We start from the raw sequence: 17,699 nt of genomic DNA on the forward strand, positions 1-17,699 counted from the left end.
TTTTTAAAATCGAAGAAATATTATTGTAATAATCTCATAACATTCTGTTGGACAGCATTAGCCTGAGAAAGTGCATAACTTCCTGATTGTGCCAATAAATTCCATTTTTGGAAATTAGCTGTTTCAGCTGCAAAATCTACATCTCTGATTTGAGATTCAGCCGCTTTTACATTTACTTGAGTCACTGAAATGTTATTAATTGTACTTGTTAATTGATTTTGAACAGAACCTATTCCTGCTCTGATTTCATCAAGAAGTTTAGCTGCACTGTCTGAAATATTCATAACAGCCATAGCACCTTTTAGAGTTGTAACCCCTGCACCTATTCCGCTGGCGTTATCAGTGGCAATTAGTGAATTTGCATTCGCACCTATTGCACTTGCCTGAGTTGTATTAAATCTGTTTTTGATTGTTCTTAAATTAATAGTGGCCTCGGCCATTTTACTTGTTACACCAACCAAAGAAGCACTTGTTCCACTGATTTTAATATCCCTTGCATCAAGTCTTACAAAAGTAAGCCTTCCGACAATTGTATCTGTTACTGAAGCTTTGTTAAAACTTCCGTTTCCTAATACTGTTGATGCTGATGTAGTAGAAACCTGAATTGCCCTACCGTCCAAACTTCTTAAATTAAGCCTTCCCTGCTCGTCTACATATGCTTCCACACCGGTTTGGTCTTTTACCGCATTAATTGCATTAACCAATGTTCCGTCACTGTCTGCTTTTTGAACAGTAAGGTCACCTATTTCCACACCGTTTATTTTTAATCCGTGAACAGTACCGGAACTAATCTCACTTGAGCCTGTTCCCTGTACCTTCCATGAAGCCCTGACACCAGTTAAATTAGAGTTTTTATTGATAACTTCCGCAAGCACCCCTATACCTGTTCCTGCACTTGTTGATACTTTTACTGTTTCTAATTGTAATATCTCTTTTCCCGTCTACTGATTTAAATTTTAAAGCTACATCTTTTAATGAATTTGCCCCTGCTGAAACAGCAACATACGCAGTTGTTTCAAATCTTGTGTTTCCTATTTTGTCTGAAGATGTGGCACCTATACTTGCTGTTATTGTTTCATTTGAATAAGCACCGATTTGGAATTTTTGATTGGTAAAACTACCGCTTAAGAGTTTTTTACCGTTATAAGATGTTGTTTGAGCAATATTGTCAAGCTCTTCCATTAATCTTGTAATATCTTCCTGAAGCGCTTTTCTTGTATCTGTTGTCTGTCCGTCCTGTGCGGCCTGAGTGGCTTTTACTTTAATTGTATTAAGAATTTTTACCTGTTCATCCATTGCTTTGTCGGCAATTTGCATAACGCCGACGGCATCATTGGCATTTCTAATAGCCTGACCTAAACTGTCAGCCTGATCTCTTAAAGAATCCGCAATCTGAAGACCTGATGCGTCGTCTGCTGCTTTGTTTATTCTAAGCCCTGTGCTTAATTTTTCAAGAGAATCATTTAAATTTCTGTTTGTTACCATTTCTGCAGCATGCGCATTAAGAGCCGCTACATTTGTTCTGATTCTAAAACTCATTTTTAACTCCTTTTAATTTTATGATGGCTTCCTTGCCATCTTGGATATATATCGGCCGATAAAATATTTTTTTGATATAATTTTTCAAAAAAAGTATAAAAATAATGAAAAAAATAAGAGAAAATATTATAAATTTATTAAAAAAAGGCGATTTGCCTTCAAATGCTTATATAAATTATTATGATAAAGTAAAAAACATAAAATTTAAATATAATAAGTTTTTAGAAAAAAATATTGAAGCTTTAAAAAATTATTATCCAAATGCATTAAATGCTGAAAAAGGTATAATAAATAATGTATTGTTTATTTTAGAAACATTTACTTCAAAAGAAAATGCTCTAAAAAATTACCTATTCAGATCACTTCATTTTAAACATGATATAAAAGACGTTTTTTACTCTCTTGATTTTTTTCGAACGACCATTTCACTTACACAAAAACTATTTTTAGAAACATTAAATAAAATTCTTAATTCAGATTATTTTTTTTCACTAAATGAACAGACAAGAAGGAATGTCTTTGTAAATATTTTAGCTGTTTGGCATAATAAAAATATTTTTGTAAAACCTTTTTGGCTTGAGCAGTTACCTCTTTTTAAAGAATTGATTGATTATGCAATTAAAAAAGATTTTATGGAAGACATTATGTATATTCATTTTTATATATACCATTTTTACGGAAATTCGTCCCAGACTATCAAAGACTGGGAAAAATTTAACGAAATTATAGAAAAACCTTTAAGTAAATATTATAAAAAATGGGGTGAAAAAAACAATCTGCCAAAACCACCGCAAACTTATAATAACAAAAAGAAAAGAATAGGTTTTTTAATAGACACATTAGTAACCACATCCCCTTTAATGGTAGAATATTCATTATGGAAAGAATTAATGGATAATAATGAATTTAAAAATAATTACAAAATATTTGTTTATTCAATGAATTATGTAGATAAAAACCCTGATGAAGAAGAATGGGTTATTAAACTTAAAAAAATAGGTATTGAAGTTTATACCCCCCAGTTTAAATTTTACAAAGATGGGTATTATTATAAACATTTGCCAAAAGCTCTTGATTTAAGAGAACAAATTTTAAAAGACAAAATTGATATTTTAGTTTCTGGTTTTGGTTATGATATTCCAAATTTTCTTTTTTCTACAAAAACTGCACCAAAACAAATTTTCTGGTCTCACGGAAACTGCACAAGTGAGATTGAAAATATAGACCTTAGAATTAGCCATTTTGAACAAGAATGTAAAAATTACGAATGGAAAATATTTAACGTTCCTATGGCTGAAGAATTTTTAATAGGGCCTGAATATTGTAAAATAGAAGGCAAAAAAATAAAAGAAAACCTTTTACAAAAATATGGGAAAAACACTGTAATTTTAGGCACTATCGGAAGACTAATTAAAATAGACAGTGAAGAATATATTAAAGTTTTAGCCGAAATTATGAAACAAAATCCAAATACAATATATTTAGCCTGTGGAGAAGGAAATCAAGAAAGCATTAAGAAAAAACTTAAAAAATACGATATAGATGAAAATAGATTTATTTTTACAGGCCAAATTAATCCGCATGTATATGGATGGATTATTGATGTTTGGCCAGAAACATTCCCTTTACTTTAATCCATTATGGACCTAATTATACAAAAGAAGATTTAGAAAATTTAAAAGATTATTTTATCCTATTGCAAATGATAAAAATAAATATGTTAAAATTGCTAATTTTGTTAAAAAAATTTAAAGATAAAAGATTAAACATTGCAAAAGCTGTTTCAAATAGATATTTTAAAAAATATAGAATCAAATTTTATTGAAAAGGTTTTTTATGCTAATTTCAGTTTTAATAGATAATTATAATTATGGAAAATTTTTATCAGAATGTACCGAAAGTGTTTTAGATCAAACATATCAGAATTTTGAAATTATTATTGTTGATGACGGAAGCAGTGACAATTCAAAAGAAATAATTGAAAAATATGCTAATAAAGATAAAAGAATTAAACCTATATTTAAAAAAAATGGAGGGCAGGCAAGCGCATTTAATGAAGGTTTTAAACATTGCAATGGGGAAATAATTTGTTTTTTAGATAGTGATGATAAATTTCTACCAAATAAACTTAAAAAAATTAAAGAAATATATGAAAAAGGTTATGAATATATAGTTAATGATTATAAATTAATTGGAAATACTGCTTATAAAGGTCCATATTATCCATATGGAGGATATAATATGTTTTTAGTTTATTATTTAACTTTTTTTGCAGGAAGCACTACATCTAATATTTCAATATCAAAAAAACTGGCAAACCAAATTTTTCCAATTCCTTATGAAAAATTTTTTAAAATCAGAGCTGATGATGTTATTGTTTTTATATCTAATTTAATGACAGAAATGTTTTTCATTGATAAAGAATTAAGTGAATACAGAATACATGGAGACAATTTATTTGCATGTAATAATTCTGATACTTTAAAAGATAAATTTTACAGAGATTATATATTACATAAAATAAAGAAATACTATTTAGATAAAATTAATATAGAAAAAAGATTTTTTGAAAATCCATATGATTTATATTTAGAATTTACTACAAAGCAAATTTATGATTTTAATATTTTTAAATTATATTTAAAATTATTGTTTTTAGAAATAAACGCTCCATTTATCAAAAAAATTCAAATAGCAAAAAAAATGTTAAATTTTTATAAAAGACAAAAAAAGACAAAACTTAAGAAAAAAACTCATTTACCATAAAAGGAAATAGATTGAAAAAAATTTTAATAGCAGGCGGAGCCGGTTTTATAGGAAGCCATTTATGCAAAAAACTACTTGAAGAGAATAATGAAGTAATTTGTATTGACAATTTACTCACAGGCCAGAAAAATAATATCTATAATCACAAAAATTATACATTTATTAATCATGATATAGTAAATCCAATTGATATAAAAGTTGATGAAATATACAATTTAGCTTGTCCCGCATCACCAAAACAATATTTTAAATATCCTATATATACAACAAAAATTTCTGTTATAGGAACTTTGAATTTATTAGAATTAGCAGATAAATATAATGCAAAATTTCTTCAAGCTTCCACCAGTGAAGTATATGGAGATCCTTTAATACATCCTCAAACCGAAGAATATTTTGGAAATGTAAATACCATAGGTCCAAGAGCTTGTTATGATGAAGGGAAAAGATGTGCAGAAACATTATGCAGTAATTTTAAAAGAGAAAAAAACATTAATGTAAAAATAGTTAGAATTTTTAATACTTACGGTCCAAATATGAGAGCTGATGACGGAAGAGTTATTAGCAATTTTATTATTCAGGCATTGACAAATCAAGATATCACTATTTATGGAGACGGTAAACAAACAAGAAGTTTTTGTTATGTGGATGATTTAGTAAATGGACTTATTAAAATGATGAATTCAAATGAAAACGGCCCTATAAATATTGGAAATCCTGAAGAATATTCAATAATAGAAGTTGCTGAAAAAATAATAAACTTAACAAACCCGAAAAGTAAAATTAAATTTTTAAATAAAATGGAAGATGATCCAAAAGTTAGAAAACCTGATATTAAAAAAGCTAAAAAACTTTTAAATTGGCAACCAAAAATATCTTTTAATGAAGGATTAAAAAAAACCATTAAATATTTTAAAGAGCAATTATGAATATACTTTTTGATTTGGATATGTCAAAATGGGCACTTTTTTTTATACCTATAATAAAAAAATTAAAAAAAAACCATACTGTAATTGTAACTTCCCGAGGAGGAAAAGGATATTCAGAGCTTAATAAAATTTTAGATTTATATAAAATAAATTATATTTCTATTGGAGAATTTGGAGGCGCAGATTTAGAAAACAAATTAAAAGCCAGTATACAAAGACAATTACAATTAATCGATGTAATAAAAAAATACTCTATCGAAAAAATCGTAAGTGGAAGCGTAGTTGACAGTAGCAGAGTTGGATTTGGATTAGGTATTGAAGTTATTAACTTTTATGATATGCCAATTAAAGGTCATACAACAAATTTAAAATCAGCCCTTCCCCAAATAAAACTCTCTATTCCATTATCCACTAAAATATTTAAACCATTTATTATACCAGATGAAATTTATTTAAGATTGGGATTAGAAAAAGAACAAATTATTGAATATAATTTTATTGATCCTTTAATTTGGCTTAAAAAATTTAAATTTGATAAAAAATATATTGAAAGTTTTTATAATAAATACAACATAAATAGAAATAAATTTACAATAGTTATAAGAGAAGAAGAGTATAAATCAAGTTATGTAAATAAAAAATATCCTTTTTTATATGAAGCAATTCCAGAAATTTATAAAAAATTTAATGCAAATATTATAATAATTCCAAGATATGAAAGTAACTATCTAAAAAAAGAGTTTCCTTTTGCTTATGTGATAGAAGAAAAAATTTTTCTTCAGCATTTATTAAAAGACGCTGATTTATTCATTGGAGGTGGCGGAACAATAAATACTGAAAGCTGTTTTCTTGGCACTCAGACAATTTCAACAAGAAGTTTTATAAGCCATTACGATAAATGGCAGATTGATAATAATTTAATGTATTGGACAAACAATAAAGAAGAGCTATTAAATTTGGTAAAAAAAGCAACAGAATTTAAATTAAAACCAAATACTGAAATTTTAGATCAAATGGAAGTAAATTCAGATTTACTAATAAATAACATCATCCAATAACTTCCCAACTAAGTCTTTCCCCTCTTTCCAAATCCTTGCATGCCTTTTTTCCAAGAATTTGAGGCAGATATTTTGGATGAAGTCCATATCCCGGACGGATTGAGCGTATATTTTCACGGGTGAATTTTTCACCTTTTTTAATATCTTTTACAACATATAAACTTCTTGCAAATTCTCTTCCTTTTTTTGGTTTAAAATCTACCTCTCCAATCATTTCTTCAACTTCTCTTACAGTTTTAACCATCTCTTTAAATTCTTTTGGAGTTAGACTAAATGCCCTGTCTGGAGAATCAATAGATTTATCTAAAATAAAGTGTTTTTCAACTATTCTTGCTCCAAGCGTAACAGCCGCTATGGGAGCTGAAATACCAAGAGTATGGTCTGAAAAACCTATTTCGCAGTTAAATATCTCTTTCATTGCAGGAATTGTTTTTAGATTTACTTCGCTTCTTGGTGCGGGATAGGCTGATGTGCATTTTAAAAGGGCAATATCAATATTATATTTTTTGGCTGAATTTATGGCATTTTGAATATCTTCAAATTCTGCAATACCGGTTGAGACAATTATTGGTTTTTCCTGACAAACAACATAATCTACAAATTCATAATCAGTAATTTCAAATGAAGCTATTTTATAAGCAGGAGGATTAAACTGTTTTAAAAAATCAACATCTTTTTTGCTAAAAGGTGAACTAAATACTTCTAAATCTAAACTTCTTGCATAGTTAAAAAGTTCCTCATGCCACTCAAGTGGAGTCATTGCAACTTTATATAATTCATACAAATTTTTCCCATCCCAAAGCCCGCCTTTAATTAAAAAATCATCTTTTTTACAATCAATTGTAAGAGAATCAGGAGTATAAGTTTGAAGTTTTATTGCATCAGCTCCGCTTTCTTTTGCTGCATATATTGTATCTTCTGCCGTTTGTAAAGAATGGTTATGATTTGCACTAAGCTCAGCTATTATAAAAACTTTGTCTTTTGTATCAATTTTTCCTATTTTCATTTTCAAGCTCCATTTTTATTAAGTTATTTTTTTTATCAGTCTCTTTAAATCCATATTTTTTGTATAAATTTATAGCTTTTAGATTATCTTCATATACATAAAGTATAAGTTTATTTAAATTTAACATATTAAAGCCATAATCAATAATTTTTTTAATTAAAATTTTTCCAACACCTTTTTTTTCAGGATTTTTATGAATTCCTATTTCTGCTGAGTTTTTATTTATTTTAAAATTTATCACTCCTAAATCATTTACTTTAAAATATAGTCTTGATTTATCGTTTTTTAGTTTTTCAATAAATTCTAAATGATTTTTTAAAGAAATTTCATTCTTATCAAACATCCATTTCCTGATTTCTGGATGGTTTCTCCACTTTAAAACTTCTTTTTTTTCATCCAATGTTAAATCTACGAAGCTTTTCACCAATTTTCCTTATATCCCTTATTTTTAAGACAGAAATTCTTTTTTCTTTTAAATATTTGGCTATTTCTTTTTGATTATCGGCTATTTCAATAGCAATAAAAGGTAAATTCATATGAATAGCTTCCCACGAGATAGTGCTTGGCGTAATTATTGCAAATTTACTTTTTGCCATTCCCTTAGCCACATTTTCGTCAATATGCAGTTTGCACCATTTATTTACTTGGCAAAATCTTTTTAGTTTAATTAAATTTTTATTAGAGCTTGTTGTATAAAAATTTACAGGAAATTTCAGTTTTTTTAACTCTTTTAAAACCTTAAGTCCGATTCCCTTAGCATCAGTTCCTCCAAAAGAGATAAAAATCCCTTCTTTTTTATCTTTTTTCTTTTTTGCTTTTTGAAATTCTTCCCTGATTAGCGGGGGAAGTATTGTAACTTTGCAAAAAGGCGGGATTTTACCAATGTATTTTTCTTTTTTGGCGTATAAATTTACATTTATTACTTCATCTGCATAGTGTCTATAGTATAAGTCGTCAAATACTATTAGCTTAATTTCAGGAAATAATTTTTTAAACTCTTTTTCATTTTCATAAGTAAAATTGTAATTATCAACAATTACTTTTTGTGGTTTTAATTTTTTTACTTTTTTAAAAAACTCTTTTTCATCTTTTATTTTCACAACTGGTAAAGAAGTTAGTTTTTCATTGCATTCTTTACAAATAATTACAGAATTTTTTATATTGTATTTTTTTACAAAAGCTTCTATTCTTTTTAAATGTCCAAGTCCAATTTCACTTGAAAAATCAATTCTTATAATCACAATAAGCCTTATACATCATTTCAGCTCTTATAAAATCCTCAATTGTATCAATATCCTGGGCTAAATATCTTGGAATAATTATCGGAATATTTCCGTCAAATTTAAATTTTTCAGTGCAATTTATTTTTTTCCAGTAAAACTGTCCGGCATCATGGAAAGCTTCTTTTAAATCCTGACTTCTTTTTTCCATAAATTCAGGAAAAAACATTTTTGCTTTATCATGATTTATTTCAAATCCCCTCCATATGGGAAAATCATATGTTGTAGCAGAAAAAGAATAACATACATCTGAATTTTTTAATTTTTCAAACCCTTCTTTTAAATACTTAACTTCTAAAAAAGGGGCTGTTGGATAAATCATACAGGCATATTTATATTTTTTTTCTTTGTTAAGTTTGTTTATTGCATGTTCGAACACATCAACACTTGAAGTATAATCATCTGATAACTCTTTTGGTCTATAAAGTATTTGGGCTCCGTATTTTTTACTAATTTCAGCTATTTCTTCACTGTCGGTTGAAACAACTGTTTTTTCAAACAAATTACTTTTTTTAGCCGTTTCTATCGAATAAACAATTAACGGTTTACCACAAAAAGATTTTATATTTTTTTTAGGTATCCTTTTACTGCCGCCTCTTGCCGGTATTATACATATATTCATTTAAGAGCCTCAAATAGTTTTTCAATCACATAATCCTGCTCTTTTTCACTCAGAGAATAATAAAGAGGGATTGAAAAAGCCTCTTCATAATATTTGTACATCTTTGGCAGATTTTCACTACCGTACCCAAGCTTTTTATAATAAGGCTGTTTGTTTATAGGAATATAATGAAGCTGCAAAAAAATTCCAGCTTTTCTTAATTTATAAAAAAGCTCGGCTTTTGTAATATCAAGTTTACTGAAATCAACCCTTACAACGTATAAATGATAAGCTGAAAATTCATTGAATTTATAAAGCGGCTTAATTATTGAATTTTCAAAAGCTTTATCATATCTCTTAGCAAGATAGTGTTTTTTTTGTATAAACTTATCAAGTTTTTTAAGCTGACTTAAGCCAAGAGCACACTGCATATCTGTAATTCTATAGTTAAAACCAAGCTCTTTCATTTCATAATACCACGGATTTAAATTGCCTTTTTTATCATAAGCCATATCTTCATTTTCCATTTTCCATTTTCCATTTTCCATTCTAACAATTCCGTGATTTCTAAGAATAAGTGCTTTTTTGTAAATTTCTTCATTATTTGTCAAAATCGCTCCGCCTTCAGCTGTAGTTATATTTTTTACTGGATGAAATGAAAATGTTGTTATATCACTTATTTGACAATCTCCAATTTTATTAATTTTCCATTTTCCATTTTCCATTTTCCATCTATAAGTTGCCCCTATCGCATGCGAAGCATCTTCTAAAATTTTTATATAAGGATAATTTTTTTTGATATACACTAATTTTTCCATATCAACAGGGTTTCCGGAAAGATGAACAGCATATACGGCTTTTATTCTGTTTCCAAACTGGTTTATAATTTCTATACATTTATCCAAATCTATATTTCCATTCTCTTTTATATCTATAAACAGCGGAATAGCCCCGGCATAAAGAATAGAATTACTTGTAGCCACAAATGAATTCGGAGTGGTTAAAACCAAATCACCTTTGTTTAGTAAAATCAGACTTGATATGTGAAGCGCCGCCGTTCCGTTACTGACAGCCACAGCATATTTAGCCCCTGTATATTTACATAAAGCTTCTTCAAATTCTTTTATTTTTGGTCCTGTTGTTAAAAAATCACTTTCAAGAGTTTCTAAAATAGCTTTTTTGTCATTTTCATCAATAAACTGTCTTGAATAAGGTATTCTTTTCATTAAATAAATTCCTTGGCTAATTTTAAAAATTCTTCACTGTTTAACCACCAGTCATTATTATCGGAAGAATATTCAAAACCGATATCTTTTTCCTCTCCTTTTTCCCCTAAATTATTAACGCTGTAATCAACCGGAGTATGAAATTGAATTGTAGGCTTTATTACAAAATGGTCGTTAAACTCAATGCACCTGTCATTTTTGGTAATCATTACTTCATGTAATTTTTCACCAGGTCTTATTCCAATTTCTTCCAATTCACATTCAGGACATAATGCTTTTGCTAAATCAGTCATTTTCATTGAAGGAATTTTGGGAACAAATATTTCTCCGCCGTGCATTCTTTCGAAATTTTTTAAAACAAATTTCACACCCTGCTCAAGCGTAATTAAAAACCTTGTCATATCCTTGTGGGTAATAGGAAGCTTTTTTCTGCCCTGTTTTATCAATTTTACAAAAAATGGAACCACACTTCCGCGTGAGCCTATTACATTACCGTATCTCACAACGGCAAACCTTGTTTTTCTTTTACCTACTAAATTATTTGCAGCAATAAAAAGCTTATCACTCGCCAGTTTTGTGGCACCGTATAAATTAATTGGGGCAGCCGCTTTATCAGTTGAGAGGGCTATTATCTTTTCTACTTCGTTTTCAATTGCACATTCTATTACATTTTCAGCACCATTTATATTTGTTTTTATACATTCCATCGGATTATATTCGGCAACCGGAACATGTTTAAGAGCCGCTGCATGAATCACATAATCCACATCTTCCATTGCTTTTTTAAGCCTGTTTTTATCCCTTACGTCACCTATAAAATATCTCATACATTTTTCATTAAAAACCTGAGCCATTTCATACTGTTTAAGCTCATCCCTGCTGTAAATAATAATTTTGTTAGGTTTATAATTTTTTAAGATTATTTCTGTATATTTTTTACCAAAACTTCCGGTACCGCCTGTAATAAGTATGTTTTTATTATTAAACAATTTATTCCTTTTTAAATAAAAAGCAATTTTTATTCCATAAAACTTTAGTAAAATTTTATAAAAAAATGAAAAAAATAATTTTATTAATAATCTTTATTCTTCTAAACGCTCATCCTCTTAATATTACAAAAATGACACTGGATTTAAATAAAACCATACCTACTTTATATATGAGATTTGCTATTTTTAATATGCAAAAAGCACTGTATAAAGAAAATATCTCAAACAAAGAAATTCAATCATATATTTTAAATCACATAAAAATAGATAACTGAAAATAAATCCTCTTTATACGAAAATAAAAAACGAAGTTATAGTGGATAATTATTTCAATTTAAAATGTAATAACATTAATAAAATATATTTTGATATATTTTTTGATATAGACAAAACGCAACAGGGAATAATAAAAATTGTAGAAAATAATTCTACAAAAATTATCGTATTTAATCCTAATAAAAAACGTTATATTTTAAAAAATAATCAAAATGAATTTTTAGCTTTTTTAAAAGAGGGGATTTTCCATATTTTAGAAGGAATAGACCATATATTCTTTTTATTAATGCTTATTATTTCAGTTTTATTAAAAAATAACAATCTAAAAAAAAGTATAATAGAAATAATAGAAATTGCAACTGCGTTTACAATTTCTCATTCTATTACGTTAAGTTTAAGTATGTTTAATATTGTAAATCCACCTGAAAATTTAACAGAAGTATTGATTGCTTGTACAATATTATTTATGGCATTAAATAACTTATATTTTTGGATAAAAAAAGAGTGGTTGCTAGCTTTTTTATTTGGATTTATACACGGATTCGGATTTGCAAATGCATTAAATGAAATGAATGTAGAACATATAAATTTTATTAAAGTGGTTTTCGGAGAGAGTGTTAGCCAAGGTAAAATACTAAAGAAGAAAGGACTGACATGGAGAAATTTAATTTTGACAAAGCAGTAAAAGATTTATTAGCAGGTAAAAAGATAGGTGGGAAAGATGGAGTATTAGCTCCATTAATTAAAGAATTGGTAGAAGCTGCACTTGAAGCAGAAATAGAATCTCATATTGCAGATGAAGTATTAAATGGTAAAAAAAATCGCAGAAACGGTTACAACAGAAAAACAGTAAAATCAACATCAGGAGAATTTGAACTTGCTACCCCAAGAGATAGAGAAGGTAGATTTGAGCCTCAAATAGTAAAAAAACATCAAACAACAATAAGTGATGAAATAGAAGAGAAGATATTATCATTATATGCACTTGGAATGAGCTATAAAGATATAAAATCACATATTGAAGAGCTTTATCAAATTTCTATTTCATCAGCTACAATAAATGCAATAACGGATAAAATAATACCAAAAATCAAAGAGTGGCAATCAAGACCTTTAGAGAGTATATATCCATTTGTATTTATGGATGCAATTCATTATAAAATCAAAGAAGATGGGAAATATGTAAATAAAGCGGTTTATACAATTTTAGGATTCAAGGAAAAAAAGAAATTTTAGGACTTTATTTAAGTGAAAGTGAAGGAGCAAATTTCTGGCTTCAGGTTTTAACAGATTTAAACAACAGAGGAGTAAAAGATATACTTATTGCAAGTATAGATGGACTTAAAGGATTTCCAGAAGCCATTAACGCTATATATCCAAATACAGAGGTTCAGTTATGTATAATTCATCAGGTTAGGAATTCATTAAAATATGTAGCTTCTAAAGATAAAAAAGAGTTTATGAAAGATTTAAAAAAAGTATATCAGGCAATATCCAAAGAACAGGCTGAAACTGAACTTGACAATATTGAAGAAAAATGGGGAGATAAATATCCTATAGTCATTAAATATTGTAGATACAAGTGCCTCAAGATATAAAAAAAGTTATATACACAACTAATATTATTGAATCAGTTCATAGACAATTTAGGAAATTAACCAAAACAAAAGGTGCTTTTCCAAATGAAAACAGCTTACTGAAACTACTATATATGGGTATACAAAATGCAGAGAAAAAATGGACTATGCCTATTAAAAACTGGAATCTTACACTCTCTCAACTGGCAATTTTCTTTGAAGGAAGATTAGATGATGCTTTAAACTTATGATATAATCTCCTCAGTTGACACGGAATTTTGAACGGTCTCTTTTCGGATTTAATATTGGAGTGGAAATAGGCCAGATAATGATTATTACATTAGTTTTCTTTCCTCTTTATTATTTTAGAAAAAGCAAATTAATCAAATTGATAATTTATATAACAATAATTCTTTCAATATTGTGGATAATTGATAGAAGTTTTAATTTACATTTTATGCCATTTTAATTATATTTAATATAAAAGAATGAATAATTAATATAAATAAAGATAAACAAAGAAGTTAGGAATAAACGATATATATAAAAGGGATAATGAATATTAGACTCTGCATATCAAAGGTGCCAGACCCAAAATGATAGTAAACAATAAAAAAGGATTAATGATAAAGAAGATAACATATTAAAGCTTAGCGAGGACCTACTTTCCCACACCCGTAGGGCGCAGTATCATCAGCGCTGGAGGGCTTAACTTCCTGGTTCGGAATGGTTCAGGGTGTTTCCCCTCCGCTTTGCCCACTAAGCTTAAATATATTATCTCATAAATTAAAAATTAGCTGTTAAAAGTCTTGTCTCACGTCCGCTTAAAAGCCATTCGGGTTATTAGTACTGGTCAGCTCAACCCCTCGCAGGGCTTACACCCCCAGCCTATCAAGCAGGTAGTCTTCCTGCACCCTCATGGGAAGGCTCATCTTGGAGTGGGCTTCCCGCTTAGATGCTTTCAGCGGTTATCCCTTCCGAGCTTGGCTACCCAGCGCTGCCCTTGGCAGGACAACTGGTACACCAGTGGCTCGTCCAACCCGGTCCTCTCGTACTAGGGTTAGCTCTCCTCAACCTTCCTGCGCCCACGGCAGATAGGGACCGAACTGTCTCACGACGTTCTGAACCCAGCTCGCGTACCGCTTTAAATGGCGAACAGCCATACCCTTGGGACCTGCTCCAGCCCCAGGATGCGATGAGCCGACATCGAGGTGCCAAACCTCCCCGTCGATGTGAGCTCTCGGGGGAGATCAGCCTGTTATCCCCGGGGTACCTTTTATCCTTTGAGCGATGGCCCTTCCACTCAGAACCACCGGATCACTAAGACCGACTTTCGTCTCTGCTCGAGGTGTCTCTCTCGCAGTCAGGCTGGCTTGTGCCTTTACACTCTTCAGACGATTTCCAACCGCCTTGAGCCAACCTTTGTGAGCCTCCGTTACTCTTTAGGAGGCGACCGCCCCAGTCAAACTACCCGCCAGGCACTGTCCCCCAGAAGGATTACTCCTGCGGGTTAGTAGGCAGGATATCCAAGGGTGGTATCTCAAGATCGGCTCCACCAGAGCTGGCGCCCTGGCTTCTCAGCCTCCCACCTATCCTGCACATGGATATCCCACCTACAATGCCAAGCTGTAGTAAAGGTCCACGGGGTCTTTCCGTCTTGCCGCGGGTAGGAGGAATTTTCACCTCCACTACAATTTCACTGGATCCCTCTCTGAGACAGCCCCTCATTCGTTACGCCATTCATGCAGGTCGGTATTTAACCGACAAGGAATTTCGCTACCTTAGGACCGTTATAGTTACGGCCGCCGTTTACCGGGGCTTCAGTTCACCGCTTCGCCTTATGGCTAACGGATCCCCTTAACCTTCCGGCACCGGGCAGGCGTCACACCCTATACCTCCTCTTACGAGTTAGCAGAGTGCTGTGTTTTTGGTAAACAGTCGACAAGAGCGCTGTGCTGCGACCCCTTTCGGCTCCACTCGCAAGGAGCTTCACCTACTCGGGGCACACCTTATCCCGAAGTTACGGTGTCAGTTTGCCGAGTTCCTTAGAGAGGGTTCTTCCACGCGCCTTAGAATACTCATCCCGCCCACCTGTGTCGGTTTACGGTACGGGCTACTAACAACTCAATCGCCTTAGAGGCTTTTCTCGGCTCAGGGCATCTCCGATTCCCCCTCCGCTCCGAAGAGCTTTGGAGGCCTGTCGGGTCTCGGGCTATTGAAGAGCGGATTTGCCTACTCTTCACCCTACACCCTTCGAACCACTATTCCATCAGTGACCTCGGTTAACCCCAAGCGTCCCCCCTTCGGCTCATTGTTAGTAGGTAACGGAATATTAACCGTTTCCCCATCGACTACGCCTTTCGGCCTCATCTTAGGCCCCGACTAACCCTACACTGACGAACATCGTGTAGGAAACCTTGGGCTTTCGGCGAATGGGATTCTCACCCATTTTATCGCTACTCATGCCTGCATGCTCACTTGATGACGCTCCACCGCTCCTTACCGGTACGGCTTCATCGCTGTCATCAACGCTCTCCTACCACTCTTACAAAGTAAGAATCTACGACTTCGGTGTAAACTTTTAGCCCCGTTATATTTTCGGCGCCTCCCCGCTCGACCAGTGAGCTGTTACGCTTTCTTTAAAGGATGGCTGCTTCTAAGCCAACCTCCTGGTTGTTTAAGCAGGAAAACCTCCTTTTCCACTTAAGTTTAACTTTGGGACCTTAGTCGGTAGTCTGGGTTGTTCCCCTCTCGACATAGGATTTTATCACCCTACGCCTCACTGCTAAGATTACACCATAGGTATTCGGAGTTTGACAGGGTTTGGTACAGCTGTGGGCCGCCCTAGCCCTATCAGTGCTCTACCCCCTATGGCTACCTCTTAACGCTGCACCTAAATGCATTTCGGAGAGAACCAGCTATCACTGAGTTTGATTGGCCTTTCACCCCTATCCACAGGTCATCCGAAGGCTTTTCAACGCCTACCGGTTCGGTCCTCCACGGGCTCTTACACCCGCTTCAACCTGCCCATGGATAGATCACTCAGCTTCGGGTCTGCAGCTACTGACTCGCTTTCGCTTCGGCTCCCCCTCTCGGGTTAACCTCGCCAGTAACCACAACTCGCAGGCTCATTATGCAAAAGGCAGTCCGTCACCCTTGTCCGAAGACAATAGGGCTCCGAATGATTGTAGGCAAACGGTTTCAGGTTCTATTTCACTCCCCTCACTGGGGTTCTTTTCACCTTTCCCTCACGGTACTTGTGCACTATCGGTCTGGCAGGAGTATTTAGCCTTGGAAGGTGGTCCTCCCATCTTCACTCAGGATAACACGTGTCCCGAGCTACTCGCTAGGTCTTAGCTTAGTCCCACCGGTATCTTTTTGGGTACGGGGCTTTCACCCTCTGTGGCTTACCTTTCCAGGTAACTCCCCTAAAATACCGGCTACACTAAGACGGGCTAATCCCATTTCGCTCGCCGCTACTTTGGGAATCTCGTTTGATTTCCTCTCCTCCGGGTACTGAGATGTTTCACTTCCCCGGGTTCGCCCCCACTTACGTGGGTGACCAGTCTCTCAACTGGCCGGGTTGCCCCATTCGGATATCCAGGGATCAACGCTCCTTGACAGCTCCCCCTGGCTTTTCGCAGCCTGGCACGTCCTTCTTCGCCTCTGCCAACCTAGGCATCCACCGCTCGCCCTTAGTAGCTTTCTCGCGGCGTGGACAAGACTTTTAACAACTAATTTTCAATTATCTCTCGTACTAAAATGTACAATGGAAAATGTCTCTCATTCTCCATTCTACATTTTATTAATGTTGAATGTTGAATTTTAAATATTGAATTTACATTTTTAATTCATCATTCATAACTGCCCTTGCTTGGTGGAGACAAGGGGAGTCGAACCCCTGACCTCCTACTGGCGTCTTGCGGTGCTCACTTCTTTCGCACATCGCAATCACCGTGCGGGGCTACAAACGACAAGCAGTTGTCGTTTGCTTTACGCCCCTCCCGTGCAAGCACGCAGTCTGTATAACAGCCTTTAGCTACTTTACAGGCTACTCTTGCATGGTGGAGACAAGGGGAGTCGAACCCCTGACCTCCTGCGTGCAAGGCAGGCGCTCTACCAGCTGAGCTATGTCCCCTTCTTAGTTCAAAGCACCTAGTTCATAGTTCCAAGTTATTCACTTAACTACCTGGCTTCTTGGCCTCTTGGCAACTTAACTGGTGGGACTACCAGGACTTGAACCTGGGACCTCACCCTTATCAGGGGTGCGCTCTAACCAGCTGAGCTATAGTCCCTTAGCCTGATAAGGGTTGAAAGCTTACATATAAGCAGCAGACCCTCAGGGCTCTTTTAGAGAGTAGAAACGAATCTACTCTCTCTGAAAGGAGGTGATCCAGCCGCAGGTTCTCCTACGGCTACCTTGTTACGACTTCACCCCAGTCGCCGTGCCCA

The 17,699-nt window shown here is 33.1% G+C and carries 13 protein-coding genes, 2 tRNA genes, 3 rRNA genes and 2 pseudogenes (1 of these 20 running past the window's edge); 8 read left to right on the forward strand and 12 right to left on the reverse strand.

Going from position 1 to position 17,699, the window contains the following annotated elements; all coding sequences use genetic code 11:
- Window positions 1–20: 20 nt before the first annotated feature.
- Window positions 21–1,539, reverse strand: a pseudogene (locus DZ65_RS11450) (flagellin B).
- Between the two features lie 104 nt (window positions 1,540–1,643).
- Between DZ65_RS11450 and DZ65_RS0103600 the strand changes: the two are divergent.
- The 4 genes from DZ65_RS0103600 (at window position 1,644) to DZ65_RS0103620 (ending at window position 6,292) form a co-directional block, all read left to right on the forward strand.
- Window positions 1,644–3,173, forward strand: coding sequence for a hypothetical protein (locus tag DZ65_RS0103600; protein WP_024791222.1), 1,530 nt, complete (start codon window positions 1,644–1,646; stop codon window positions 3,171–3,173).
- 202 nt (window positions 3,174–3,375) lie between these two features.
- The gene (locus tag DZ65_RS09805) at window positions 3,376–4,305 is read left to right on the forward strand and encodes a glycosyltransferase family 2 protein (protein ID WP_024791224.1); all 930 of its coding nucleotides are present in this window, start codon (window positions 3,376–3,378) and stop codon (window positions 4,303–4,305) included.
- An 11-nt stretch (window positions 4,306–4,316) separates the two neighbouring features.
- Window positions 4,317–5,234: a UDP-glucuronic acid decarboxylase family protein gene (locus DZ65_RS0103615; RefSeq protein ID WP_024787301.1), complete on the forward strand. Its 918-nt coding sequence runs from the start codon at window positions 4,317–4,319 to the stop codon at window positions 5,232–5,234.
- Window positions 5,231–6,292 (forward strand): DUF354 domain-containing protein, encoded by a 1,062-nt coding sequence (locus DZ65_RS0103620; RefSeq protein ID WP_035003100.1) that lies wholly within the window; start codon window positions 5,231–5,233, stop codon window positions 6,290–6,292. Before DZ65_RS0103615 ends, DZ65_RS0103620 begins: the two co-directional genes overlap by 4 nt.
- Here DZ65_RS0103620 and pseI read toward each other — a convergent pair.
- From pseI to pseB, 6 genes are read right to left on the reverse strand one after another with little or no spacing between them, the layout of a single operon-like run.
- Window positions 6,282–7,298: a pseudaminic acid synthase gene (gene pseI, locus DZ65_RS0103625; protein ID WP_024791225.1), complete on the reverse strand. Its 1,017-nt coding sequence runs from the start codon at window positions 7,296–7,298 to the stop codon at window positions 6,282–6,284. The two genes, DZ65_RS0103620 and pseI, sit on opposite strands and share 11 nt — an antisense overlap.
- A complete protein-coding gene (pseH, locus tag DZ65_RS0103630; RefSeq protein ID WP_024789496.1) occupies window positions 7,279–7,722 on the reverse strand; it encodes a UDP-4-amino-4,6-dideoxy-N-acetyl-beta-L-altrosamine N-acetyltransferase in 444 nt (147 codons plus the stop codon). Before pseH ends, pseI begins: the two co-directional genes overlap by 20 nt.
- A complete protein-coding gene (pseG, locus tag DZ65_RS0103635; protein WP_024791226.1) occupies window positions 7,691–8,539 on the reverse strand; it encodes a UDP-2,4-diacetamido-2,4,6-trideoxy-beta-L-altropyranose hydrolase in 849 nt (282 codons plus the stop codon). The genes pseH and pseG overlap by 32 nt, the downstream gene beginning before the upstream one ends.
- Complete coding sequence (pseF, locus tag DZ65_RS0103640; protein WP_024789498.1) at window positions 8,523–9,200, reverse strand: pseudaminic acid cytidylyltransferase; 678 nt, start codon at window positions 9,198–9,200, stop codon at window positions 8,523–8,525. Before pseF ends, pseG begins: the two co-directional genes overlap by 17 nt.
- Window positions 9,197–10,405, reverse strand: a complete 1,209-nt coding sequence (gene pseC, locus DZ65_RS0103645; protein ID WP_024787307.1) for a UDP-4-amino-4,6-dideoxy-N-acetyl-beta-L-altrosamine transaminase — start codon at window positions 10,403–10,405, stop codon at window positions 9,197–9,199. Before pseC ends, pseF begins: the two co-directional genes overlap by 4 nt.
- Window positions 10,405–11,394, reverse strand: coding sequence for a UDP-N-acetylglucosamine 4,6-dehydratase (inverting) (gene pseB, locus DZ65_RS0103650; RefSeq protein WP_024787308.1), 990 nt, complete (start codon window positions 11,392–11,394; stop codon window positions 10,405–10,407). Before pseB ends, pseC begins: the two co-directional genes overlap by 1 nt.
- A gap of 65 nt (window positions 11,395–11,459) precedes the next feature.
- Here pseB and DZ65_RS0103655 point away from each other — a divergent pair, with 65 nt between their 5' ends.
- The 4 genes and pseudogenes from DZ65_RS0103655 to DZ65_RS11455 all read left to right on the forward strand — a co-directional run bounded on the left by DZ65_RS0103655 (window position 11,460) and on the right by DZ65_RS11455 (window position 13,716).
- A complete protein-coding gene (locus DZ65_RS0103655) occupies window positions 11,460–11,669 on the forward strand; it encodes a hypothetical protein (protein WP_024791227.1) in 210 nt (69 codons plus the stop codon).
- 41 nt (window positions 11,670–11,710) lie between these two features.
- A complete protein-coding gene (locus DZ65_RS0103660; RefSeq protein ID WP_024791228.1) occupies window positions 11,711–12,355 on the forward strand; it encodes a HupE/UreJ family protein in 645 nt (214 codons plus the stop codon).
- Window positions 12,325–13,498: pseudogene (locus tag DZ65_RS10545) on the forward strand (IS256 family transposase). Before DZ65_RS0103660 ends, DZ65_RS10545 begins: the two are co-directional and overlap by 31 nt.
- Window positions 13,499–13,512: 14 nt before the next feature.
- Window positions 13,513–13,716: a HupE/UreJ family protein gene (locus tag DZ65_RS11455; protein WP_156919570.1), complete on the forward strand. Its 204-nt coding sequence runs from the start codon at window positions 13,513–13,515 to the stop codon at window positions 13,714–13,716.
- Window positions 13,717–13,895: 179 nt separating this feature from the next.
- On the opposite strand, the gene rrf is transcribed toward DZ65_RS11455, so the two are convergent.
- The 5 genes from rrf to DZ65_RS09825 all read right to left on the reverse strand — a co-directional run.
- Window positions 13,896–14,011 (reverse strand): 5S ribosomal RNA (rrf, locus tag DZ65_RS0103670).
- Window positions 14,012–14,069: 58 nt separating this feature from the next.
- Window positions 14,070–16,956, reverse strand: a 23S ribosomal RNA gene (locus DZ65_RS0103675).
- A gap of 353 nt (window positions 16,957–17,309) precedes the next feature.
- Window positions 17,310–17,385 (reverse strand) — tRNA-Ala (locus DZ65_RS0103680).
- An 80-nt stretch (window positions 17,386–17,465) separates the two neighbouring features.
- A tRNA-Ile gene (locus DZ65_RS0103685) sits at window positions 17,466–17,542 on the reverse strand.
- A gap of 86 nt (window positions 17,543–17,628) precedes the next feature.
- Window positions 17,629–17,699, reverse strand: a 16S ribosomal RNA gene (locus DZ65_RS09825) (it continues 1,438 nt past the right edge of the window).
- Together the 16S, 23S and 5S rRNA genes with 2 tRNA genes alongside form the textbook arrangement of a ribosomal RNA operon.

It is taken from the genome of Lebetimonas sp. JS032 (assembly GCF_000523315.1).
In the GTDB taxonomy this organism is placed as follows: Bacteria; Campylobacterota; Campylobacteria; order Campylobacterales; family Nautiliaceae; genus Lebetimonas.